The sequence below is a fragment of the Acinetobacter sp. YH16038 genome (assembly GCF_013417275.1).
Lineage (GTDB): Bacteria > Pseudomonadota > Gammaproteobacteria > Pseudomonadales > Moraxellaceae > Acinetobacter.
On sequence record NZ_VPEG01000017.1, the window covers coordinates 1 to 19179 of the forward strand.

General features: G+C 41.4%; 21 protein-coding genes and 1 rRNA gene. 10 read left to right on the forward strand and 12 right to left on the reverse strand.

The annotated features are described in order from the left end of the window. Nucleotides 1–3 precede the first annotated feature (3 nt). Nucleotides 4–118, forward strand: a 5S ribosomal RNA gene (rrf, locus tag FTV34_RS08925). A 201-nt stretch (nucleotides 119–319) separates the two neighbouring features. Here the strand turns inward: rrf and FTV34_RS08930 are convergent. Beyond that, entirely contained in the window at nucleotides 320–1717 is a 1398-nt protein-coding gene (locus FTV34_RS08930) for a dihydrolipoyl dehydrogenase (protein ID WP_180011703.1), read from the reverse strand. Between the two features lie 156 nt (nucleotides 1718–1873). Between FTV34_RS08930 and FTV34_RS08935 the strand changes: the two genes are divergently transcribed. Continuing rightward, entirely contained in the window at nucleotides 1874–3871 is a 1998-nt protein-coding gene (locus FTV34_RS08935; RefSeq protein ID WP_179993330.1) for a hypothetical protein, read from the forward strand. Nucleotides 3872–4086: 215 nt separating this feature from the next. Here FTV34_RS08935 and FTV34_RS08940 read toward each other — a convergent pair whose 3' ends face one another. Next, nucleotides 4087–4422, reverse strand: coding sequence for a TIGR01244 family sulfur transferase (locus tag FTV34_RS08940; protein ID WP_004783676.1), 336 nt, complete (start codon nucleotides 4420–4422; stop codon nucleotides 4087–4089). A gap of 125 nt (nucleotides 4423–4547) precedes the next feature. On the opposite strand from FTV34_RS08940, the gene FTV34_RS08945 reads away from it, so the two are divergent. From FTV34_RS08945 to FTV34_RS08955, 3 genes are read left to right on the forward strand one after another with little or no spacing between them, the layout of a single operon-like run. Continuing rightward, entirely contained in the window at nucleotides 4548–5444 is an 897-nt protein-coding gene (locus FTV34_RS08945; protein ID WP_179993328.1) for an alpha/beta hydrolase, read from the forward strand. Beyond that, nucleotides 5445–5879 carry a thioredoxin TrxC gene (gene trxC, locus FTV34_RS08950; RefSeq protein WP_004783672.1) on the forward strand — a complete coding sequence of 145 codons (435 nt, stop codon included), beginning with the start codon at nucleotides 5445–5447 and terminating at the stop codon, nucleotides 5877–5879. A 21-nt stretch (nucleotides 5880–5900) separates the two neighbouring features. Then, on the forward strand, nucleotides 5901–6326 hold the full coding sequence (locus FTV34_RS08955; RefSeq protein ID WP_004783671.1) for an acyl-CoA thioesterase: 426 nt from the start codon (nucleotides 5901–5903) through the stop codon (nucleotides 6324–6326). A 57-nt stretch (nucleotides 6327–6383) separates the two neighbouring features. Here the strand turns inward: FTV34_RS08955 and FTV34_RS08960 are convergent, their stop codons facing one another. Both FTV34_RS08960 and FTV34_RS08965 read right to left on the reverse strand, forming a co-directional pair. Continuing rightward, nucleotides 6384–6887, reverse strand: coding sequence for a DUF4442 domain-containing protein (locus FTV34_RS08960; RefSeq protein ID WP_180011704.1), 504 nt, complete (start codon nucleotides 6885–6887; stop codon nucleotides 6384–6386). 27 nt (nucleotides 6888–6914) lie between these two features. Continuing rightward, nucleotides 6915–7403, reverse strand: coding sequence for a YajQ family cyclic di-GMP-binding protein (locus tag FTV34_RS08965; protein WP_004783667.1), 489 nt, complete (start codon nucleotides 7401–7403; stop codon nucleotides 6915–6917). 91 nt (nucleotides 7404–7494) lie between these two features. Here FTV34_RS08965 and FTV34_RS08970 point away from each other — a divergent pair, with 91 nt between their 5' ends. Then, entirely contained in the window at nucleotides 7495–7809 is a 315-nt protein-coding gene (locus tag FTV34_RS08970; protein ID WP_179993326.1) for a rhodanese-like domain-containing protein, read from the forward strand. Between the two features lie 151 nt (nucleotides 7810–7960). Here FTV34_RS08970 and mnmC read toward each other — a convergent pair whose 3' ends face one another. Genes mnmC through FTV34_RS08990 form a run of 4 tightly spaced genes read right to left on the reverse strand, consistent with a single transcriptional unit; the run spans nucleotide 7961 to nucleotide 11374 of the window. Then, complete coding sequence (mnmC, locus tag FTV34_RS08975) at nucleotides 7961–9868, reverse strand: FAD-dependent 5-carboxymethylaminomethyl-2-thiouridine(34) oxidoreductase MnmC (protein ID WP_180011706.1); 1908 nt, start codon at nucleotides 9866–9868, stop codon at nucleotides 7961–7963. Between the two features lie 39 nt (nucleotides 9869–9907). After that, complete coding sequence (locus FTV34_RS08980; RefSeq protein WP_159123094.1) at nucleotides 9908–10426, reverse strand: hypothetical protein; 519 nt, start codon at nucleotides 10424–10426, stop codon at nucleotides 9908–9910. Nucleotides 10427–10431: 5 nt separating this feature from the next. After that, complete coding sequence (locus tag FTV34_RS08985; RefSeq protein WP_004783657.1) at nucleotides 10432–10734, reverse strand: YciI family protein; 303 nt, start codon at nucleotides 10732–10734, stop codon at nucleotides 10432–10434. Between the two features lie 28 nt (nucleotides 10735–10762). Then, nucleotides 10763–11374: a septation protein IspZ gene (locus tag FTV34_RS08990; protein ID WP_005233839.1), complete on the reverse strand. Its 612-nt coding sequence runs from the start codon at nucleotides 11372–11374 to the stop codon at nucleotides 10763–10765. A gap of 44 nt (nucleotides 11375–11418) precedes the next feature. On the opposite strand from FTV34_RS08990, the gene FTV34_RS08995 reads away from it, so the two are divergent. After that, nucleotides 11419–12270, forward strand: coding sequence for a PHP domain-containing protein (locus FTV34_RS08995; RefSeq protein ID WP_159123093.1), 852 nt, complete (start codon nucleotides 11419–11421; stop codon nucleotides 12268–12270). 2 nt (nucleotides 12271–12272) lie between these two features. On the opposite strand, the gene FTV34_RS09000 is transcribed toward FTV34_RS08995, so the two are convergent. The 3 genes from FTV34_RS09000 to radC form a co-directional block, all read right to left on the reverse strand. Beyond that, nucleotides 12273–13295, reverse strand: coding sequence for a hypothetical protein (locus FTV34_RS09000; protein ID WP_180011708.1), 1023 nt, complete (start codon nucleotides 13293–13295; stop codon nucleotides 12273–12275). A 67-nt stretch (nucleotides 13296–13362) separates the two neighbouring features. Further along, a complete protein-coding gene (locus tag FTV34_RS09005; RefSeq protein WP_159123091.1) occupies nucleotides 13363–14274 on the reverse strand; it encodes a bestrophin family protein in 912 nt (303 codons plus the stop codon). Nucleotides 14275–14346: 72 nt separating this feature from the next. Continuing rightward, nucleotides 14347–15042, reverse strand: a complete 696-nt coding sequence (gene radC / locus FTV34_RS09010; RefSeq protein WP_179993323.1) for a DNA repair protein RadC — start codon at nucleotides 15040–15042, stop codon at nucleotides 14347–14349. 113 nt (nucleotides 15043–15155) lie between these two features. Here radC and coaBC point away from each other — a divergent pair, with 113 nt between their 5' ends. Beyond that, complete coding sequence (gene coaBC, locus FTV34_RS09015; protein WP_159123089.1) at nucleotides 15156–16430, forward strand: bifunctional phosphopantothenoylcysteine decarboxylase/phosphopantothenate--cysteine ligase CoaBC; 1275 nt, start codon at nucleotides 15156–15158, stop codon at nucleotides 16428–16430. Between the two features lie 223 nt (nucleotides 16431–16653). Continuing rightward, entirely contained in the window at nucleotides 16654–17166 is a 513-nt protein-coding gene (locus tag FTV34_RS09020; RefSeq protein ID WP_179993321.1) for a hypothetical protein, read from the forward strand. A gap of 49 nt (nucleotides 17167–17215) precedes the next feature. Here FTV34_RS09020 and dusA read toward each other — a convergent pair whose 3' ends face one another. Next, a complete protein-coding gene (dusA, locus tag FTV34_RS09025; protein WP_159123087.1) occupies nucleotides 17216–18238 on the reverse strand; it encodes a tRNA dihydrouridine(20/20a) synthase DusA in 1023 nt (340 codons plus the stop codon). A gap of 294 nt (nucleotides 18239–18532) precedes the next feature. On the opposite strand from dusA, the gene FTV34_RS09030 reads away from it, so the two are divergent. Next, entirely contained in the window at nucleotides 18533–19177 is a 645-nt protein-coding gene (locus tag FTV34_RS09030; RefSeq protein ID WP_159123086.1) for a HEPN domain-containing protein, read from the forward strand. Nucleotides 19178–19179: the final 2 nt, after the last annotated feature.

Genomic DNA, 19179 nt, shown 5'->3' on the forward strand with positions numbered 1-19179 from the left:
TGTGCTGGCGACCATAGCAAGAGTGAACCACCTGATCCCTTCCCGAACTCAGAAGTGAAACCTCTTAGCGCTGATGGTAGTGTGGGGTCTCCCATGTGAGAGTAAGTCATCGCCAGCTCATTATTCCTAAAGCCCTCTGCTCACGCAGGGGGCTTTTTTTATGCGTGGGGTTTCATGCTTACAACTTTTTCTATTGATATTTTCTGATCTAAAAAATGAGTTAAAGAGTAACAAGGTGCAGCCAAAACTTCAGAGCTATTAGCTGCACCATATTGTTTGAAGTAATTAAATTTTATCTATCAATACTTCTTTAATATATTTAAGAATTGTCAATTACTTCCTGTTGATCAAGCTGACGACGAGCATGTTTAAATGCTGTTCTCAGCCCTTCTTCTAAAGTCGGATGATAGTAAGGCTTTGCCAAAATCTGATGAATATCTTGTTCTGCATCAATCATCCAGGCTAGTATGTGTGCTAGATGTTCGGCTTGAGGGCAGAATAATTCAGCACCTAATAATTTTCCTGACATTTTATTTATATATACTTCAGCCCCACCTTTATTTTCTGAAAGAATTAACGCGCGTCCCTGTCTTTCATAAGATACAAAGCCTCTAATATATTCCGTATTTTTCTCTTCTAGCTGTTTGAAACTTTGTCCAATAATCGCCATTTCTGGTTGGCTAAATACGATTGCCAAAGGAGTTAGGGCAGAAATAGGCTGAACATCTGGAAAATTTAAGCAGTTCTGGACCACTTCTTTACCATTATGGGCAGCTTCATGTTGAATTGGGACATCAGGGGCTGCATCGCCAACAATAAAAATAGGCAAGTTTTCTAATTGCTTGGTTTTTTTATTAATAGGTAGCTTTTTAACATCTTGGAATTCAGGATTAATTTTTTCCAAACCTAATCGATCTAAATTAGAACTACGTCCAGTAGCTGAGAGTACATAATCTACTTCAAGACTTTGTTTTTGATCATTCTCTATATAGTCAATTTTTACCTGATCAGTAAGGAGTTTGACTTGATTAGGTAAAGTTTTAAATTTGATATCCAGCTCGTTATTTAATTGCTCTCTAACCAAAGCTTGTAGAGTTGGACTGGTGAGTGCACCTATTTTCTGACTACGAGCAAACATAGTAGTACGTACCCCTAAACGTTGCATGGCTTGAGCCAATTCAATTGCAATAACGCCACTACCAATCACTGCTAAGGATTTAGGTAGCTGTGTAAGTTCAAAGATTTCATCAGATGTCAGGAGTTTATCGCCTAGTTCATCTTTTAAGGTAGCATCAAAATTTGGTCGAGAGCCTACTGCAATAATAAAACTTTTAGCTTGATAAGATTTTCCTTCTACTTGGACTGTTTGAGCATTGGTAAATTTTGCGTGCCCTGATACCTTATGAGTTGAATCCCATTGTTCTACTTCTTTTAAAGTGGCCCGAATATAATGATCACGAAGCTTATGCAGGCGATCCATAACGGTGGAGGTATTTATTACGGCATCATGCTGTAATCCGAGATTTTCTGCAGTTTTTATCTCATGCATACGGTTAGCAGAAGAAATCAGAAGCTTGCTCGGCATACAGCCTACACGAGCACATGTTGTATCCCATGAACCGGCATTAATAATTAAAATATTTTGGGTATATTTAATAGCTTCTTTATAAGCACTGATTCCTGCTGTGCCTGCGCCGATAATGATTAAGTCGTACATTTATTGCTCTTATCAAATTTATTTGATTGTTATAAGCTAGCATACAAAACATTTGGCTTACCTTTATTTACATAAAAGCTCAACTGTGGTTACATAACGCATAATTAAATAAAGATTGATAACAAACTCTGAAGATAGAGGGACTTGGGGATTTAAATGATTAGTAAACAATTAAGTATGAAGTTATCTGCTCTTACTTTTGCACTAATGTTGGCCGGCTGCGGCGGTGGTGGTAGTGACGGATATTATAATAGTGGATCAAATTCCGGTAATACTGGGGGAGGTTCAGATAATGGTATTGAAAATCCTGAAGTTTCTAAACTTAATATTAGTAATGTAGAAATCATTGATGAGAATGGCAAAATAACTACAGTAATTACAAGTGCTGGTGCTATTGCGCAAGTTAAAGTGACAGATGAAAATAAATCACCTTTAAGTGGTGTATTAGTTACTTTTTCAGGTGAAGGAATTGCATTTAGTACTAGCAATGCTTCTGTATTGACAGATATGAATGGTGTCGCTGTCATTGCAATTAAACCAGTTGATGATCAAATAACAGGTGCGTATAAAATTTCAGCTGCAGCTGAGATGAATGAAAATACTGCTCAATCCGCGGCAACAAACTTCACTATTGGTCAATTACAAACTAAGTTTGATAACGTTAAATTAGAAAGTACATCAATTGAAGCGGGTGGCTCAGTTAGATTAACTGCAAATACTGTTGATAAAAATACTGGTGTACTTTTAAACAATATTAAGGTTAACTTTGAAGCTGAATGTGGAACATTTAGCACGAATGAAATTTTTTCTAATCAAGGGATTGTTGAAACTATCTATACTGCTATTTCAAGCGGTGGTCAATTATGTACTGGTACTCAAAAATTAACACTTTTAGCAAACAATGGGGCTGTCACTACAACTCAAAATGTGAATATTAATGCGATTAAGGCAAACTCCATAGTTTATACTTCTGGAGAGTTAAAATTAGGCATTCTAAGTAGTGGATCAAGTTCATCTGGAAAAGTTGAATTTACAGTATATTCAAACAACATTCCTGCACGTAATCAGGATGTGAACGTTGAGCTAGTTTACGCACCAAATGATTTTTCATTTGTTTCTTTAAATAATAAAACAAGTAAAATAATTAAGTCTGATGATCAAGGGCGAGTTATTGTTGATGTATTCCCAGGAAGTATTCCTGGCCCTGTAGAAATTAAGGCGACTTTAGTAAGTGACTCACAGGTTACTGCATTATCTAAAGATGTTTCAGTAGCAACAGGCCGTGTAACACAAAATGGTTTTAGTCTTTCTGTAAGTAAAAATGCTTTACAGTGGAATGTAGATGGGGATAAAGCTACTATCACAGCTCGACTACGTGATCGTGTAGGAAATAAAGTACCAGATGGTACAGTCGTAAGTTTTAATACAGAGGGTGGTAGTATTACACCTAACTGTTCAACTGTAAATGGCGAATGTAGTGTGGAATTACAAACACAAGATCCACGTCCTGCTGACAATCGTGTAACAGTATTAGCGTATGTTGAAGGGGATAAATCTTATATCGATAAGAACTCAGATAATTTATATACAGCGGGTATTGATGAATTAACTAGTAATATTGGTGATTTTTTCCGTGATGATAATGAAAATAATATCTTTGAAAATGCGCTTGGTGAGTTTTTATATAAGAGAGGTGCCATCGGTAATACTTGTACACCAAGTAGTATCACACAGCCTAATATACAAGGTACTTGTAATCAGAATTTGCAAGCAGTAATACGTCAACAGTTGATATTTGCTTTCAGCTACGACACCCCTACTGTAGTAGATGAGAAAATTACAGATAGAGCTAAATTCAGTTTTAATGTTTTTGGTAATAATGCTCAATCAGTACCAATGCCAACAGGAACAGTAGTATCAGTGACTGCTGAAGATAATACTAAAGACAATGAAAAATCATGTACTGCAGAGTTATGGAGCGGAAATGCTACAGTGCCAAATGTATTTAATCTTTTAACTCCTAATAGCTTTAAAACAAGTTCTCAAGTTTATTATGAATATAAGCTTAAAGACTGTGATGAACGTGATAGTCTGATTTTAAGTATTACTGCACCAAATGGAAAAGTACGTAAAAAAGAATATATTCTTAATTAATAAAAAAACAGCGCTTCGGCGCTGTTTTTTTTGAGAACTTCTTTTTAAAAGTTAAACAGAAGTTCCCATACTGACACCCACAGTAGGCTTAAAATGCATTGAACTACAACCCATCAATGCAAGACTGCAACATATAACCAGTAAGAATTTATTCATAGGTCGAGCTCTGAAACTAAAAGGAGATGTTGACTAAAAGTACATTTCCCCCAAATACCTTAGTCATCCAGCAGGTCCATCTGTTTCGCCAGCTGATATAAATTATTAGAGCGATTTCCTGTACGGCAGAACATCAAGATCGGCTTTGGTAATTCGTTATAATGGTTAGCAAAGGTGCGCACATCAAGCTCGGTAATCTGGCCAGCAACTACTGGCTGGAAGACATAATCTAGACCTGCACTACGAGCAGCCTCCTCAATTTGTACGCTGGTTGGCTGTTCAGGGCCACCTTCCATATCCGGACGATTATTGATAATTGATTTAAAACCTTTTTCAACTACTTGAGAGATATGTTCAGGACCAATTTGGCCAGCAAAGCCTACATTTTCGCTCATGGTGTCACTCCATTATGTCATTTATCTTGATATGCTTTATGATAGCATTAAGCTGAAAACATGATGGCCTAGTTCTGAAAAATTTATAAACGATTACAACTATAAAATAACGCAATGGAGCGCGTATGTACGCCTATACAGTCGAACCACTGTATGTCAAAAACAGTCAGGAAGTGATTGCTGCGGATTTCTATCGTCCTCAACAGATTGACAAACCAGCTGTGATCCTGATGGCTCATGGCCTGGCTGCTTTACGTCATTTTAAACTGGTGCAATATGCCCAACGTTTTGCCAGTGCAGGTTATGCGGTGGTTCTGTTTGATTATCGCTATTGGGGAGGCAGTACCGGGCGTCCGCGTGAATTGGTGTCGATCGGTGCTCAGCTTGAAGACTGGCGTACCATGATCCAGCATTTGCAGGCACGTAAATCGATTGATGCCAAACGGATTGTGTTATGGGGAACGGCATTAAGTGGAGGGCATGTACTGACATTGGCCGCAGAACTAAAAAATATTCAGGCGGTAATGGTACAGGTACCCTTTGTTGATGGTGCAGAAAGTGCCAAACTTTATCCTTTGCAGCAATTGCCTAAAGCCCTGAAGATTTCTAGTCAGGATTATATGGGGGCAAAGGTAGGAATGGCGCCCAAGACCTTGCCGGTGGTTGATCGTCATGAACTCTGTTTTATGCCGACACAAGACAGTTATGAAGGATATCTATCCATTGTGAATCCAGATTATTACTGGAGTGGTCATATCCCAGCCCGGGTATTCTTTAAATTGATGCGATATCGTCCTATTCAGGAAGTCCGCAAAATCACTATTCCTGTCCTGTTTATCGCAGCACAACAAGACAGCCTGATTCCCATTGAAGCCAGTCGGGAAACCGCAACCAATATTGCACCATTTGTACAATATCATGAGTGGAATATGCGGCATTTTGATATTTATCATGGTGAATGGTTTGAAAAAGCAGTCTCGACCCAATTAGAATTCTTACATCAACATATTGGAGTGCGCTAGATGATCATTGTATGCCCGAATTGCCAGGCTAAAAATCGTGTGCCTGAAGAAAAATTAACGGCCGATCCAGCATGTGGTCAGTGTCATCAAGCTTTAGTTCCATTAGCGCCGATTGAGCTAAATGAACAGAACTTTAGTCAGTTTGTCACCCATAGTGATCTTCCCATCCTGATTGATCTATGGGCAGACTGGTGTGGTCCATGTAAAATGATGGCACCGCATTTTGCTGCTGTAGCAAAAGAAAATCCACAAGTGGTATTTGCTAAAATTGATACTGAAGCGAATCCGCGATTAAGTTCAGCATTTAATGTACGTAGTATTCCGACGCTGGTTTTGATGAATAAAACCAATGAAATTGCTAGAATAAGCGGTGCATTACGTTCAAGCGAACTACAAAAGTGGCTTGATCAGCAGTTAAATAATGCTCAATCCTAATTTAAAAAGCCTGGAGTTCAAGTGACAGATTCTCATATTAAACCAGAGGGAGTACTTTCCCTGCAGACGATTGCAATGCCTGCGGATACCAACTGGAGTGGAGATGTATTTGGTGGCTGGATTGTTTCACAAATGGACTTGGCGGGAGCAATTCATGCAGAGCGCTTTAGTAAAGGACGCTGTGCAACGATTTCGATTAACCAGATGACCTTCCTGGTTCCTGTGAAAGTCGGCGATGTCATTAGCTGCTATACCAAAATTCTAAAAGTCGGTAATACTTCAATCCAGATGCAAATCGAAGTATGGGACAGTCATGATAACTCACGTGCACCTGTACGCGTGACTGAAGGGGTATTTACCTTTGTCGCAGTGGATGTCAAAGGCAATAAACGTCCAATTCCGGATGAAGCAAAACAGAAATTTGCAGAATCTCAGCAGAACTCATAATTCATTAAATAAAAAATCCCAGATCAATAATCTGGGATTTTTTTGTCTGTATTGAAATTAGCCTGGCTTCAACTGGTTCTTGGCAATCCAAGCCCAGAGCATTTCACATTGAATCGGTGCTTCACCAGATTCATCGCTTACGATTACTTGTACCAGTGTTTCACCTTTTTCTGAACTTTGCATCAATTGCTGCTGTTCAGGAGTCAACGTAGCCACCGCAGTCATGGCACCTTTGGTTGGACGCTTAAAGTCCACTTTTAGGCTTTTAATCAGAACCACTGCGCTGTCAGGTACATTCATCGCAGTCACAAAACCGGTCGCTGTTTCTGCCAGCAGTGCCATGGCACAGGCATGAATCTGACCGATATGGTTCTGCATGACCTTATGATTGGCCATACTTACCACGACTTTGGAAGCACTGATTTCCTGATAGCGAATCTTGGCAGAGCCAACCATCGGAACTACTCGGCCAAAAGTCTTACTCAATAAAGCAGTACGCATACCTTGCGGTAATCTTGATGTCGCTTTGACCAGTTTGGTCAGTCGGTTGCTCTTTGCCATAATTCCATCTACAGACGTTGAAATATCTTAGTCTTTAAAGTTGTTAAACTGTAAAGGCAGACCGAATTGTTGTTCTTTCAGGAATGCCATCACTTGTTGCAAGGTATCGCGTTTTTTATCAGTCACACGAATCTTGTCACCCTGAATTGAAGATTGCACTTTAATACCACTTTCTTTAATGGCCTTATTAATTTTTTTCGCAGTATCAGAGTCAAGGCCATCTTTAAGCTTGATCACTTGAACTACATTTTTGCCTGAAGCGGTCATTTTTTGTGGATCTAGCGCCTGAATATCCACTTTACGCTTGAAGAAATGGTTTTCCAGCATGGTATACACTTGCTCACATTGGAAATCACTTTCTGTGCTAATTTTGATTTCCTTGTTTTTTTCATTTAGTTCAATAGAAACATCCTGTCCACGGAAATCGAAGCGGGTTGCAATCTCTTTTTGGGTATTTTGAACTGCATGATTTACTTCAAAAATTTCTAATTCAGAAACAATATCGAAAGAAGGCATAGTTTAGACCTTTACAAAGGGAAAGAATATCTGAGATGCTAGGGATGTTTTCTTCATTTGCCAAGTGTTGTTTACATCAAAGGAGTGCGCAATGATCCGTAAACAAGAAATTACAACATTTGAGTTCCCAGAAAATGCTGTAATCTGGGATGTACGAGATGCAAGTGCTTATGCTGAAGCACACGTGAAAGGGGCGGTCAATCAGCCCATTAACGATCTTTCAGCAGATAGCCTGACTCAGGTGTCAGCGGATCAACCGATTTACATTTTATGTGGTGGTGGGAGTAAAGCTCCACGTGCAGCTGAAAAGTTAGAGGGTTTTGACAGCACACGTGAATATGTCATTCTGATGGGTGGTACTCGTGCTGCTCGTGATGCAGGTATGCCACTGGAACAAGGTGCATAATTGACCTTGTGAAAAAAAGCGCCGTCAGGCGCTTTTTTGTTGTCTAGATTTCTTCAAAATCGTCCTTCTTTAAAGGAGGATTAACATTCTTTCTAAAAATCCCTCCCTTGCGGAACAGTATTCCTCACCCTTTATTAAAGGGAGGAGTTCTTTAATCTTGAGGCTTAAAATAAGGCTTCTTGGCTTTTACCTTCTTTTGAAAACGTGTCACGTCGAGTTTCTTTACCAAGTTCGAAGGTACTGGGCAAGCTTCTCCCAAAATTTGGGCAGCCAGAATTTCACTACACAATGGCGCAAACAGAAAGCCTTTAGAGCCGAGACCAGCAAAACTGTAAATCTCTTCATCTGCCTTCATTTTTCCGAGTAAAGGAAAATAATCTTGACTCTGTGCGCGTACTGCCGCTCGACCTTGCCAGGTTTCGGTAGATGGGAATAACTGTGCATATTCAGGAAAGACACTGTGGATAAGTTCATAATTATGCACATGATCTTCTATTAAGACTTCTGCATCATCCCGGCCTGGATAGAATGAAGCACCCAAAATCAGTTGTTCGGGATTGAGCTGCATACAGTAACCGCCGTAACTATAGGCTGTATCCTGATTCAATGGCTGATCTTGATTATTGACCCAGCTGACCTGTCCACGAATCGGTTTCAGGACTGGATAATGTTCAAAGAATTGCTGGGTATCACGTGCGGTACATACAACGATGTGATCAAACTTGCCTAAGGATTGCTGCTCTGCAAATAACTCAGGTTGTTCAGCAGCCTCAATATGACTAATTTTGGCTTGTTTATACTGAATAAGAGGATGCTGCAAAATTTCATCACGCAGTTGATGGGGTGAAACTGCGCCCGCTGCTAATAGTTTTAAAGCTGGAAATTCAGTTTGAATCTCTTGGTCTGCTGCACTTTGAGCAGCAAGAGTTTCTGCGGGATATTCATCTGCCAATCCTAAAAGCTGTTCAGGATTTTTTAAGGCAAGCTGGTTGACCTGAATTGAGCGAAAAGCTTTAAATTTCTGATAATGATTTAAGGCATGCTGCCAGGCCACCGTCATCAGATGTTCGGCACTTTGCTCAACTGGACACAGTTTAGGGTTAAGCAGGGCAAGGGGATTGCCGGAACCGCCTGAAAGAGGCGCTGACTGGTCGTAAATCGTGACTTGATGACCGCGTTGAGTGAATGCCCATGCCGTACTTAAACCTGCGATTCCAGCGCCAATCACAGCGATTTGACGAGGTCTGGTAAGACTCTCTAGATCTGGTTCAGTTTTTTTTTGAGTAATTTCCTGCTCTAAAGCCGTTTCACTGTCTTTATTTTCTTCAACAGGATTCCAGATCGCTTTCAGCATTTCACGTTTATGGCCAAATCCACGTGGACGGGAAATAGAGATGCCGTGCTGTTTTAAACCACGTTTTAAGACACCTGCAACGCTAAAAGAAGCAAAAGTCGTCCCAATCTCGGATAAACGCACGATATTATTTAAAACATTTTCTTCCCACATATCCGGATTACATGAAGGTGCGAAGCCATCCAGAAACCAGGCATTAACGGGTGCAGTTTTTTCAATGACAGGAAAGACATCATGTGCATCTCCCAGCCACAGGTCCAGACTGAAACGCTCTTCAGGAAAGCTGAGACGATGACAACCGGCAATCGGAATTGGATATTGGGAGATGAGTTGATCTGCTAGTGGTTTCAATTCTGGCCAGGCATTTAAGGCACGGACTAAATCTGCTCTAGAAAGCGGAAATTTTTCTACTGAAATGGCATGCAAATGACTCGGATTGTCCGGACGCACCTGTTGCCAGAGCTGCCATAACGCCAGAATATTTAAACCTGTACCAAAACCCGTTTCACCGACACAGAAATATGCAAAAGGTTTTAAATCGGCCAGGCGGGTACTAAGGTCATTACCATTTAAAAAGACATGCCGGGTTTCCAGCAATCCATTGTCTTTGGAAAAATACACATCACCAAATTGCTTGGACACAGGCACATCAATGCCATCCACCAATTGCCAATCCAGATCGGCAGTTTGAATTGCATGCGACAAAACGGGTACAACCTTAAAGATATTTGGACGGCTTATAGATTACCACTGACGGCGACGTTTGGTATAAACATAGCTCGCTATCAGAAAGCCAAGTAATACACCGACTGCCAAAGTTGCAGCGCCGTAGAGAAACATCTGGGCACTACGTTCACTTTGCAGGACCTGTACCTGAACCCCGAGATTGTCGTTCTTGAGCTGCAATTCCTGATTTTGTGACAGGGCTTCCAGATTGGCTTTTTCCAGTTGCTGTAGACGCGTTGCCTGATCTTTGACTAAAGCTTTGACTTTGGCATCTTGCTGGGCTTTCTGCTTGGCAATTTCTTCTGCGGTGAGCGGCTTTTTCTCAGTCGGCTGAACAGTCTGAGCAGTTGTTGCAACTGCTGGAATAATTCCAGCCTGCTGTGCAGAAGCGCCCTGAGCAGGTGCTTGTGTGGTAACAGCTTGGACAGGAGTAGCTGCTGGCTGTGTAGCCGGGGCAACTGGAGCAGAAACTTCAACAGCCCAGGCAGAAGGAATCATGAAACAAAAGCCAATGAAACTGGCGGTAACAGCGCGCATGAACCTTATCCTTTAGGAAATGCTTTATTAAATGGTTTCACATCAATATGCGCGTATACGCCTTCTTTCAGGAATGGCTCATCCTGTAACCATGCATCCAGTGCTTCACGACTGTCAAAATCAACGATGATGGTGCTGCCATAGAAACCGGCTTGAGGATTGGCTGGATCTTTAGGCATGGCACCTGCAACAATCAGACGGCCTTCAGCATCTAACTGTTCTAGACGTGCAAGATGTTGTGGACGAATCGCAAGGCGTTTTTCAACTGTACCTTCCCGGTCGGTACAGCTAACGACGAATAATGGCATGATGACTCTCTATCGTTTGTAGTTGGACTTATTCAGCTGTTCTAAAGTATTTGCGCAATACAATAAACTGAATAATGATAAAGGAAAACATCACGATCATGTCACCGAATGCAGTAAATTCGCCCCAATATTTTCCATCCATCCATAAATAGGCAAAGAATGTATGCAGAAATGACATGAGGGTAAACATACCCACCCAGGCATAGTTCAATTTAAGCCAGCCTTTGGCGCTCAAATTAAATACTGGGCCAAACAGACGCTGGATGAGTGGCTTCTTATCTTTGCTAAACCATGGCGATAACAGGAAGACACCTGCAAAGACCAGATTCAGTAATACAGCTTTAAGACGAATATAGAAATCGTCGCTGAGCATCAGGGTGATCCCACCGAAGATCACCGTCATAAACAGAACAATCCATTGCTGTTTGTCCAGGCGAAATTTCTGCATGACAAATAACGCACCATAGACCACCAGCATGGAAATGATCAGACCCGTAGTTGCAACGAGAATATTGTTATTGTCGACACCCCCCGCAGAACCGATCAATTGTAGAAGTTGATGGTCAGTGTCTTTTGGATCTACAGTTTTATATAAATAAAAGAAAATAATGAGTGGCACAAAGTCTAAAAGTGCTTTCATGTTAGAGTATCTAAATCTGATCAAATAAATGTCATAGTATAGAGATGCACGGCGTAGATTTACATACACATAGTAATATTTCTGATGGAACTTTGAGTCCTCAGCAATTGGTCGAAGCGGCTGCGGACAAACTTATCCATACTTTGGCCCTGACTGATCATGACACTATGGACGGTTTAGTGTTGGCTGAAGAAGCTGCCAAAAATCATGAGATTAAGATAATTTCTGGAGTCGAGATTTCTAGCCAGTGGTCACGTCCTGCGACCAAGAAAAATTATGGCGTACATATTGTGGCACTCAATGTTCAGAATCCTGAGCCGTTACAAAAAGCCCTCAATCAGCAGAAGATCATTCGTGCCGAACGCTCTAAACAGATCTGTGACCTTCTGGTTCCTTTAATTGGTCAGGATATTTATGCTGACGTGATTGCCAAAGTTGATAATATTCCTGATCGGGTTACCCGAACCCATATTGCCAAAACGCTGGTAGAAAAAGGCATTGTGACCCGCCCCCAACAGGCCTTTGATAAGTACATCAAGGAAGGTAAAAAGGCCTATGTCAAATTTGATGGTCTGGGTCTGGAAGAAACCATTCAGGTCATACATGACAGCGGTGGCTTTGCCGTGTTGGCGCATCCAACCCGTTATGATTTATCCGCGACTAATATTCGTTATCTGATCGAGATCTTCGCCAAGTTTGGTGGAGATGCGGTGGAGTTGCCGCCCGCTATTGATCCAAGTTCAACCCGTCAGATGGTTGACCGGATGATTGCAGAGCAAGGACTTAAAGTTTCAATTGGCAGTGATTTTCATGGTGACCATATGCCCTGGATTAAACTGGGGAATGTGCCGAGCTTAAAACCAGGGCAGGTCGGGATTTGGGAGAGTTTTTGTTAATTCTAAATCTTGATGAATGGATCAGTTTTAAGATCTTGGGCGAATTTATACATCAAATGCAGAATGAGGACATTAACAAGTAATAAGGCCCATTCAGAAGTGATTAAAGTCATGATGACGATATACAGCATGATGGAAGTCAGGACTAAATTTCGATAAAAGTTTGGATGTTTTTTTGAAATGAACAGATGATCAATCTTGAGATCAAGTTTGAACTTACGATAGGCAATCACATCAATGCGTGAGGATAAGGCGAGTTCCAATTGTTTAAAGTATTTTGCATGAGAATGAATGAGATAAGTTTTACCATAACCTGTGGTTAACTGTAAGTCATGACTTTCTGGACAGGTTCTCAAGGCTTCTATGTGTGTAATTCGGGATAAGTCGAGCATAAGCGCCGATGGGATTTTTTCTAATCTCCCTAGTCCTCTTTGTGCTCCAACTTCTGTGCCAATGAATATTGAAAAATCATTATTTTGGGAAATTTCAAATAACTGGATGATTACATGAGAGCGTGTCAAAAAATGTATATCGATCAGTTGCCCAATCATCGCATCACTTAATTTGACTTGAAGTGTAAAAAAAGGCGAAAGATTAAAAACCTGTTTTAAATCTATATTAAACCAGATGCCTTGATCATGATTGGGCAGTTGTAATAATAACTGTGGCTGTTTCACCTGCCACCATTTTGCACGAATAGTACGTTGAGCCAGAATAATTGCTTGTGAATGTTGGACTGCTTGCTCAGTCATATCTTTTTTGAGTTGAGGATCGATCAAATATTTTTGTATAAAAAAAGGAAACTTTAAATTTATTCCTCGATCCTGAAACAGAAAGAGGGGAACACATAGACTAAATAAAATATGGAAAACAGGCCTACGTTGAAGATCGAGAAAAAGTTCTGATTGGACTAATGAACTCACTATAAAAGCCAAGATGGCACAAAGTAAAAATAGTGCTAAAGCCAACCATGGTCGAACAATGGGTTGAGGCACCGCTTGTTGAATTTTTTGTTTTAATTTCATATTTTTTTGAATTTTTAGATAAAAATTAGAACCTCAAAATGCTAATTCTGAGGCATTTATTTATAAATTATAGCAAATTATTATCTTGTGCCTGAATCGGTGGCGGTGTCGGTTTGCCCAGAGTGCCTAACAGTTCGATTTCAATGGTACGAACCATGGAGTCCAGTGGCAAGTCATTGCTTTGAGTTCCGAAAGGTTCTTCAATCTCTGAGCTTAGTGCATCCAGTCCCAAAAAAGTATAGGCCAAAATACCGACCAGCAAAGGCGTAAACAGACCAAGCGTTGAGCCCAGACTAAAAGGTAAAATAAAACAGAAAAAATATACGGTACGGTTCAAGAGTACCGAATAGGCAAAAGGCAAAGGCGTCGTCGCAATCCGGTCACAACCTGTCTGCACAATACTGAGTTCCGCGACATGATTATTCATCTGCATATAAATGATGTCAGAGATTTCACCTTCTTTGAGAGCTTGCATTAGCTCCCACTGAATCAGACTCAAGGTATATTGCGGTGCATTGGCCTGTTGATAGAGCTGAGTAATCGCCTGCTGGCTCATCCCACTTGTTTCCACCAGTTCAGTCGGATTGGCTGTCTGATGGCGCAGACGGTCACGCAGTACGTTCGCGAAAACGATGACGTGCTGAATCACACGTTCACGACGGCCTTGAGACAACATCCGGCAGTCACGGTCAAAATGACGTGCATTGGCAATCAGAATACCCCAGAGTTTACGTGCTTCCCACCAGCGGTCATAACAAGCAGTATTTTTAAATCCGAGAAAGATAGACAGTACTACGCCGATGAGGGTAAAGCCGACGAGAGGGAGTTCTGGAAAATGAAAATAACCTACACGTGAAAAACCACCAATAATGGCTGAAATCAGCATGACCACGCCTAAAGGAGGTAAAACCTTAGGTAAAATCGTTCCTCGCCAGGAAAATAATAATTTAAAAACGTTCTGCTGGTCACGTACGATCATTTATTGGAATCATCACAATTTTTTTTCATGATCTTCTTGAGTTGTAGCTGCTTTGTCAAGTGCTATTCCCCCTTAGGCTTCAGGTTTGATGAGTTGCTGCTCAGCAAAGGAAAAACTGCCCTCCAGCGCGATGATGCAATGGTCAATTAAACGGATATCGACCAGTCGACATGCCTGTTGAATCTGGCGGGTCAGATACAGGTCAGCCTTAGAAGGAGTGGCTTGGCCCAAGGGATGATTATGCGCAATCACAATTGAAGTTGCCTGTTGGGTAATGGCATATCTGAGCAACTGATTAATCGAAATATCACATGCATTCACAGAGCCATAAAACAGCTTTTTAAATGCAATTTTCCTTAAACTGGCGTCCAGACACAGGACCGCGAATACTTCCTGATTTTCACTCAATAATTCGAAACGTAAATAATCCCGTAGTCTTTTTGAATTACTTAATTCTAAAGAATCCTGTTTAAGATGCTCGGCAATATAACGCCGTCCTAATTCTTTAACCGCCATCAGTTGGGTATATTTGCTAATGCCCATGCCATGAAACTGGCTAACTTCTTTTAAAGGTGCATCAAGTAAAGCAGTTAAATGGCCAAAATGTTGAATCAGTAGCCGGGCTAATTCTACGGCTGAATGCTGTTGTGAACCTGATCGGAGAAAAATGGCCAGCAGTTCTGCATCAGATAAACTTTCTGCCCCATATTGAATTAAACGTTCCCGCGGCCGTTCTAGTTCAGGCCAGTTTTTGATTGAAAATTGCATAGTTATTAGACTTATTTATTATGAATTATGAGTTTTCCCTGAAGCTGATCTCTTGGGAATGCAATTATTTAATGCTATTGTGAGCCCCACTGCAACAGAAAGGTAAGCTGTTCGTGAGCTTTGATCTAAGTGTAATTCCTCATAAAAATATCATTTTAGCAGTCACTGGCGGTATTGCTGCCTATAAAAGTGCCATTCTGGTTCGCCGTCTGAAAGATGCCGGGTTTAATGTGCGGGTTGTCATGACTCAAGGCGCACAGGCTTTCATTACCCCTTTGACCTTTCAAGCCTTGTCAGGCAATCCGGTACATACCGAGTTGCTGGATCCTGAAGCTGAAGCGGGCATGGGGCATATTGAGCTGGCACGTTGGGCTGATCTGTTATTGGTTGCGCCAGCCAGCTGCGACACGCTGGCAAAATTTGCAGCAGGCCTTGCAGATGATTTGCTGAGCACTTTGTATCTGGCAACCAATGCACCGGTCTGGGTCGCACCAGCCATGAACCAGCAGATGTGGGCTGCCAAAGCAACCCAGCGTAATCTTGCGACTTTGATTGAAGATGGCGTACATGTGATTATGCCGGATGCCGGTTCACAAGCTTGTGGTGATGTAGGCTTGGGCCGTATGCCGGAGCCGGAAGAGCTGGCACGTCAGGTCACAGAATATTTCCATAAAGCTCAGCGCGCGATTGCAGAAAAATTTGGCATGCTGGCGGGCAAGCAAGTCACGATTACAGCTGGTCCGACCCGTGAAGCGATTGACCCGGTACGTTATATTTCCAACCACAGTACCGGGAAAATGGGTTTTGCATTGGCAGCAGCCTGTTATGCAGCTGGAGCGAATGTCACCCTGATTGCTGGTCCGGTGAGCCTAGATACCCCAAATGGCGTCAAACGTAAAAATGTTTCTTCGGCAGTGCAAATGCTGAATGAAAGCATGCAAATGCTGGAGCAGGGTTGTGACATCTTCATTGCGACCGCTGCAGTAGCTGATTATCGTGTCGCACAGGTAGCCGAGCATAAAATCAAGAAAGCAGGCGATGAGCTGAATGTCGCTTTAATAAAGAATCCGGATATTGTGGCGACCATCGCACAGCAGGAAAAACGTCCATTTATGGTCGGCTTTGCTGCAGAAACCCGTAATATTGAAGAATATGCAGCGGGCAAACTGGTGGCGAAAAAACTGGATATGATTGCCTGTAATGATGTTTCGCGTGCGGATATCGGCTTTGCTTCTGATGAAAATGCCATGACGGTATTCTTTGCCGAACACTATCATCTGGATAAGCGTGATCTGGACAAAGCCTCTAAACAGGAAATTGCTCAGCAACTGGTTGAAGCGATCCATGATGCCTTGCACCATGATCCTGCTGCAGAAGATGATTTTTAAGTTTTAAATGACGATTAAAGCCCTGACTGGTTCAGGGCTTTTTTATAGGTTTTTTTACCATGAAGTTAAAAAGCCAGTACAACATAAAAATAAAAACGACTTTATAGACTAAGGATTTATTTATTCATTTATTTAAAAAAAAGTATAAAATGGATCACAGAATAATCCAAAGATGAAAAGTTTTACACATCTGTAAAGCAGTGAGAGAACACAAGGGGGCGGGATGAAAAAAATCATAATGATATTGATGATCGCCTGTCTGGCTGGATGCAGTTATTTTGTATCGATTGATGAACTGGCCAGAAATATTCAAGGACAAATGCAGCAAGAGTTTAATGCCAATCCGAATTATCAGCATTATCGTTTGACTGTGGTAAATGTAAAAATCCGCCATCGCAAAGGCAATGAGTTTGAAGCGGTTTCACATCTGAATTATCAGGGTAATGAATATCCCATTAACGTCAAAATTTCAAAGGTGAATGGTGGTTATAGCTGGGCCATTGAAGACGATGCTTTTGCCTTTATCGATGAAATCGAGATTGAGAAATATCGTCAGCAACTGGATCGTGAGCTGGAACAGCTGGCCTCATCACTCGATGATCTGGAACCTGTGAATGAACCTACCAGTATTGAGTTCGGGCCAGATGTCCGTCCAGTTACAGAACCTGTCCTGCAAGCGGCTTCCTATGATGAAGAACCGATTCCGGTCGGGAATATTACGGCCTATACCCACTAATTTTTATTTTAGGTCATAAAAAAGCACCGGATCTCGGTGCTTTTTGATTTTAAGGCTGAACTTGATGTTCACGCAGATAATCTTCAGTGCGCTGCATGGCTTCCTGAATATTCAATAATGCTGTTTCTACATCTTTTAGCGTTTTGGCATTGCCACCACTTAAAGCCTGACGCCATTTACGTGCACCTGGTAAGTTCTGAAATAAACCTAAAATATGACGGGTAATAATTGACAATGGTGCACCTTCAGCCATACGTTGGGCAATATAAGGCAGCATTTGTTGCATGATCTCAAAACGGTCCGGTGCTTCGAGATTCCATAGTTGACCCAGCTCAGCTAACAGGTACGGGTTGTGATAGGCTTCGCGGCCAATCATCACGCCATCGACATGCTTGAGATGTTCAAGCGTTTCTGCATAAGTTTTAATTCCGCCATTAATTTCAATGGTCAGTTTCGGACGGTCCTGCTTCAGACGGTAAACATCTTCATAGCGTAGTGGCGGGATTTCACGGTTTTCTTTAGGTGAAAGACCTTGGAGTAAAGCAATTCGGGCATGCACAATAAAGTTATCGCAACCGGTTTTGGCGACCGTATCCACAAAATGCAGCATTTCTTCATAAGAATGCATGTCATCAATACCAATGCGGTGTTTCACACTGACCGGAATATCCACGGCATTACGCATTGCATCAATACATTCTGCGACCAGATCAGGTTCAGCCATCAGGCAGGCACCAATTTTATTATTCTGTACCCGATCACTCGGACAGCCGACATTCAGGTTAACTTCATTGTAACCCCAGTCCTGAGCCATTTTAGTACAAGTTGCCAGATCTTGAGGGTTGGAACCGCCGAGCTGTAACACAATCGGATGTTCTTCTTGATTGAAGTCCAGATGGCGTTTGGCATCGCCATGAATGATGGCGCCCGTAGTCACCATTTCGGTATATAAAATGACATTTGGATTAAACAGGCGCGCAAAGAAACGATAATCTTTTGTCGTCCAGTCCATCATCGGCGCAACACTGATGCGAGGTTGAAGTTTGTTTTCAATGGTGCTGAGATCAGTCATTCAAAATCACGCCTTAAATGAAATGGAAGAGTAATAGCAGTACTAGAATAAGCAGGAATTGCTGGAAATCTGCTCAAAAAAGCAGTACTGCAAAAAGAGGGCGTAATACTAGCATAAAATTTGCATGACCAAAGGCTGAACTGCATGAGGAACGATAACTGTCATTCCAATAAAGATATTTAACAAGAGAAATTGTGGGAATTGAAAAAATAAACTCCCAGTCATTCTGCAATGCTATATTTTGAGATATTTAAGATTAAGATAAAGAAAACGAGATAAATAAGGAGAATAACGATGCTCATGTTGGAGGAGATTTATAAAAGCAAAAAACCTCAGCATTCAGACTATTTTAATTTACGGATTCAACGGGGACTTAGCTGGTTTAAAAAAGCATTAGAACTAGATCAGGAATTAGAGTTTAAGTTTATTAGCCTGTGGATCAGTTTTAATTCGATCTATGCACAAGAAACAGAGGTTCGTCAGGATCAACAAAGCCTGCATCAATTTCTGGAAACCCTCTGTCAAAAAGATGTGGAGCAAAAACTTCAGCATATTGTCTGGGAAAAATACAGCCAGCCAATTTCTACACTGCTGGATAGCCCTTATACCGATCAAGGTTTCTGGGATTATCGCCATCATAAAGTCAGTCTGGAAAGCTGTCGTGAAGCATTAGATCAGCAAAAACAGAAAATACAAAAAGCTGTTCAAGAGCGGAATTTAACTGAAATCTTATTGGTGATTTTTAACCGTCTTTCTACTTTATATCATCAGCTTATGCAGGGCGGTGCGACTTATCAGAGCTCATTTAATATAAAGCAGCTCCAAGACAGTTGCCGGGTTCTGGCCGGGTTGCTGCCCACTTTTATCTGCATTCTTTTGGAAAATGCAGCGACTTGGGATTCGGGTAAACCTTATTACCCAGTGGTACAAGTCAGCTAAAT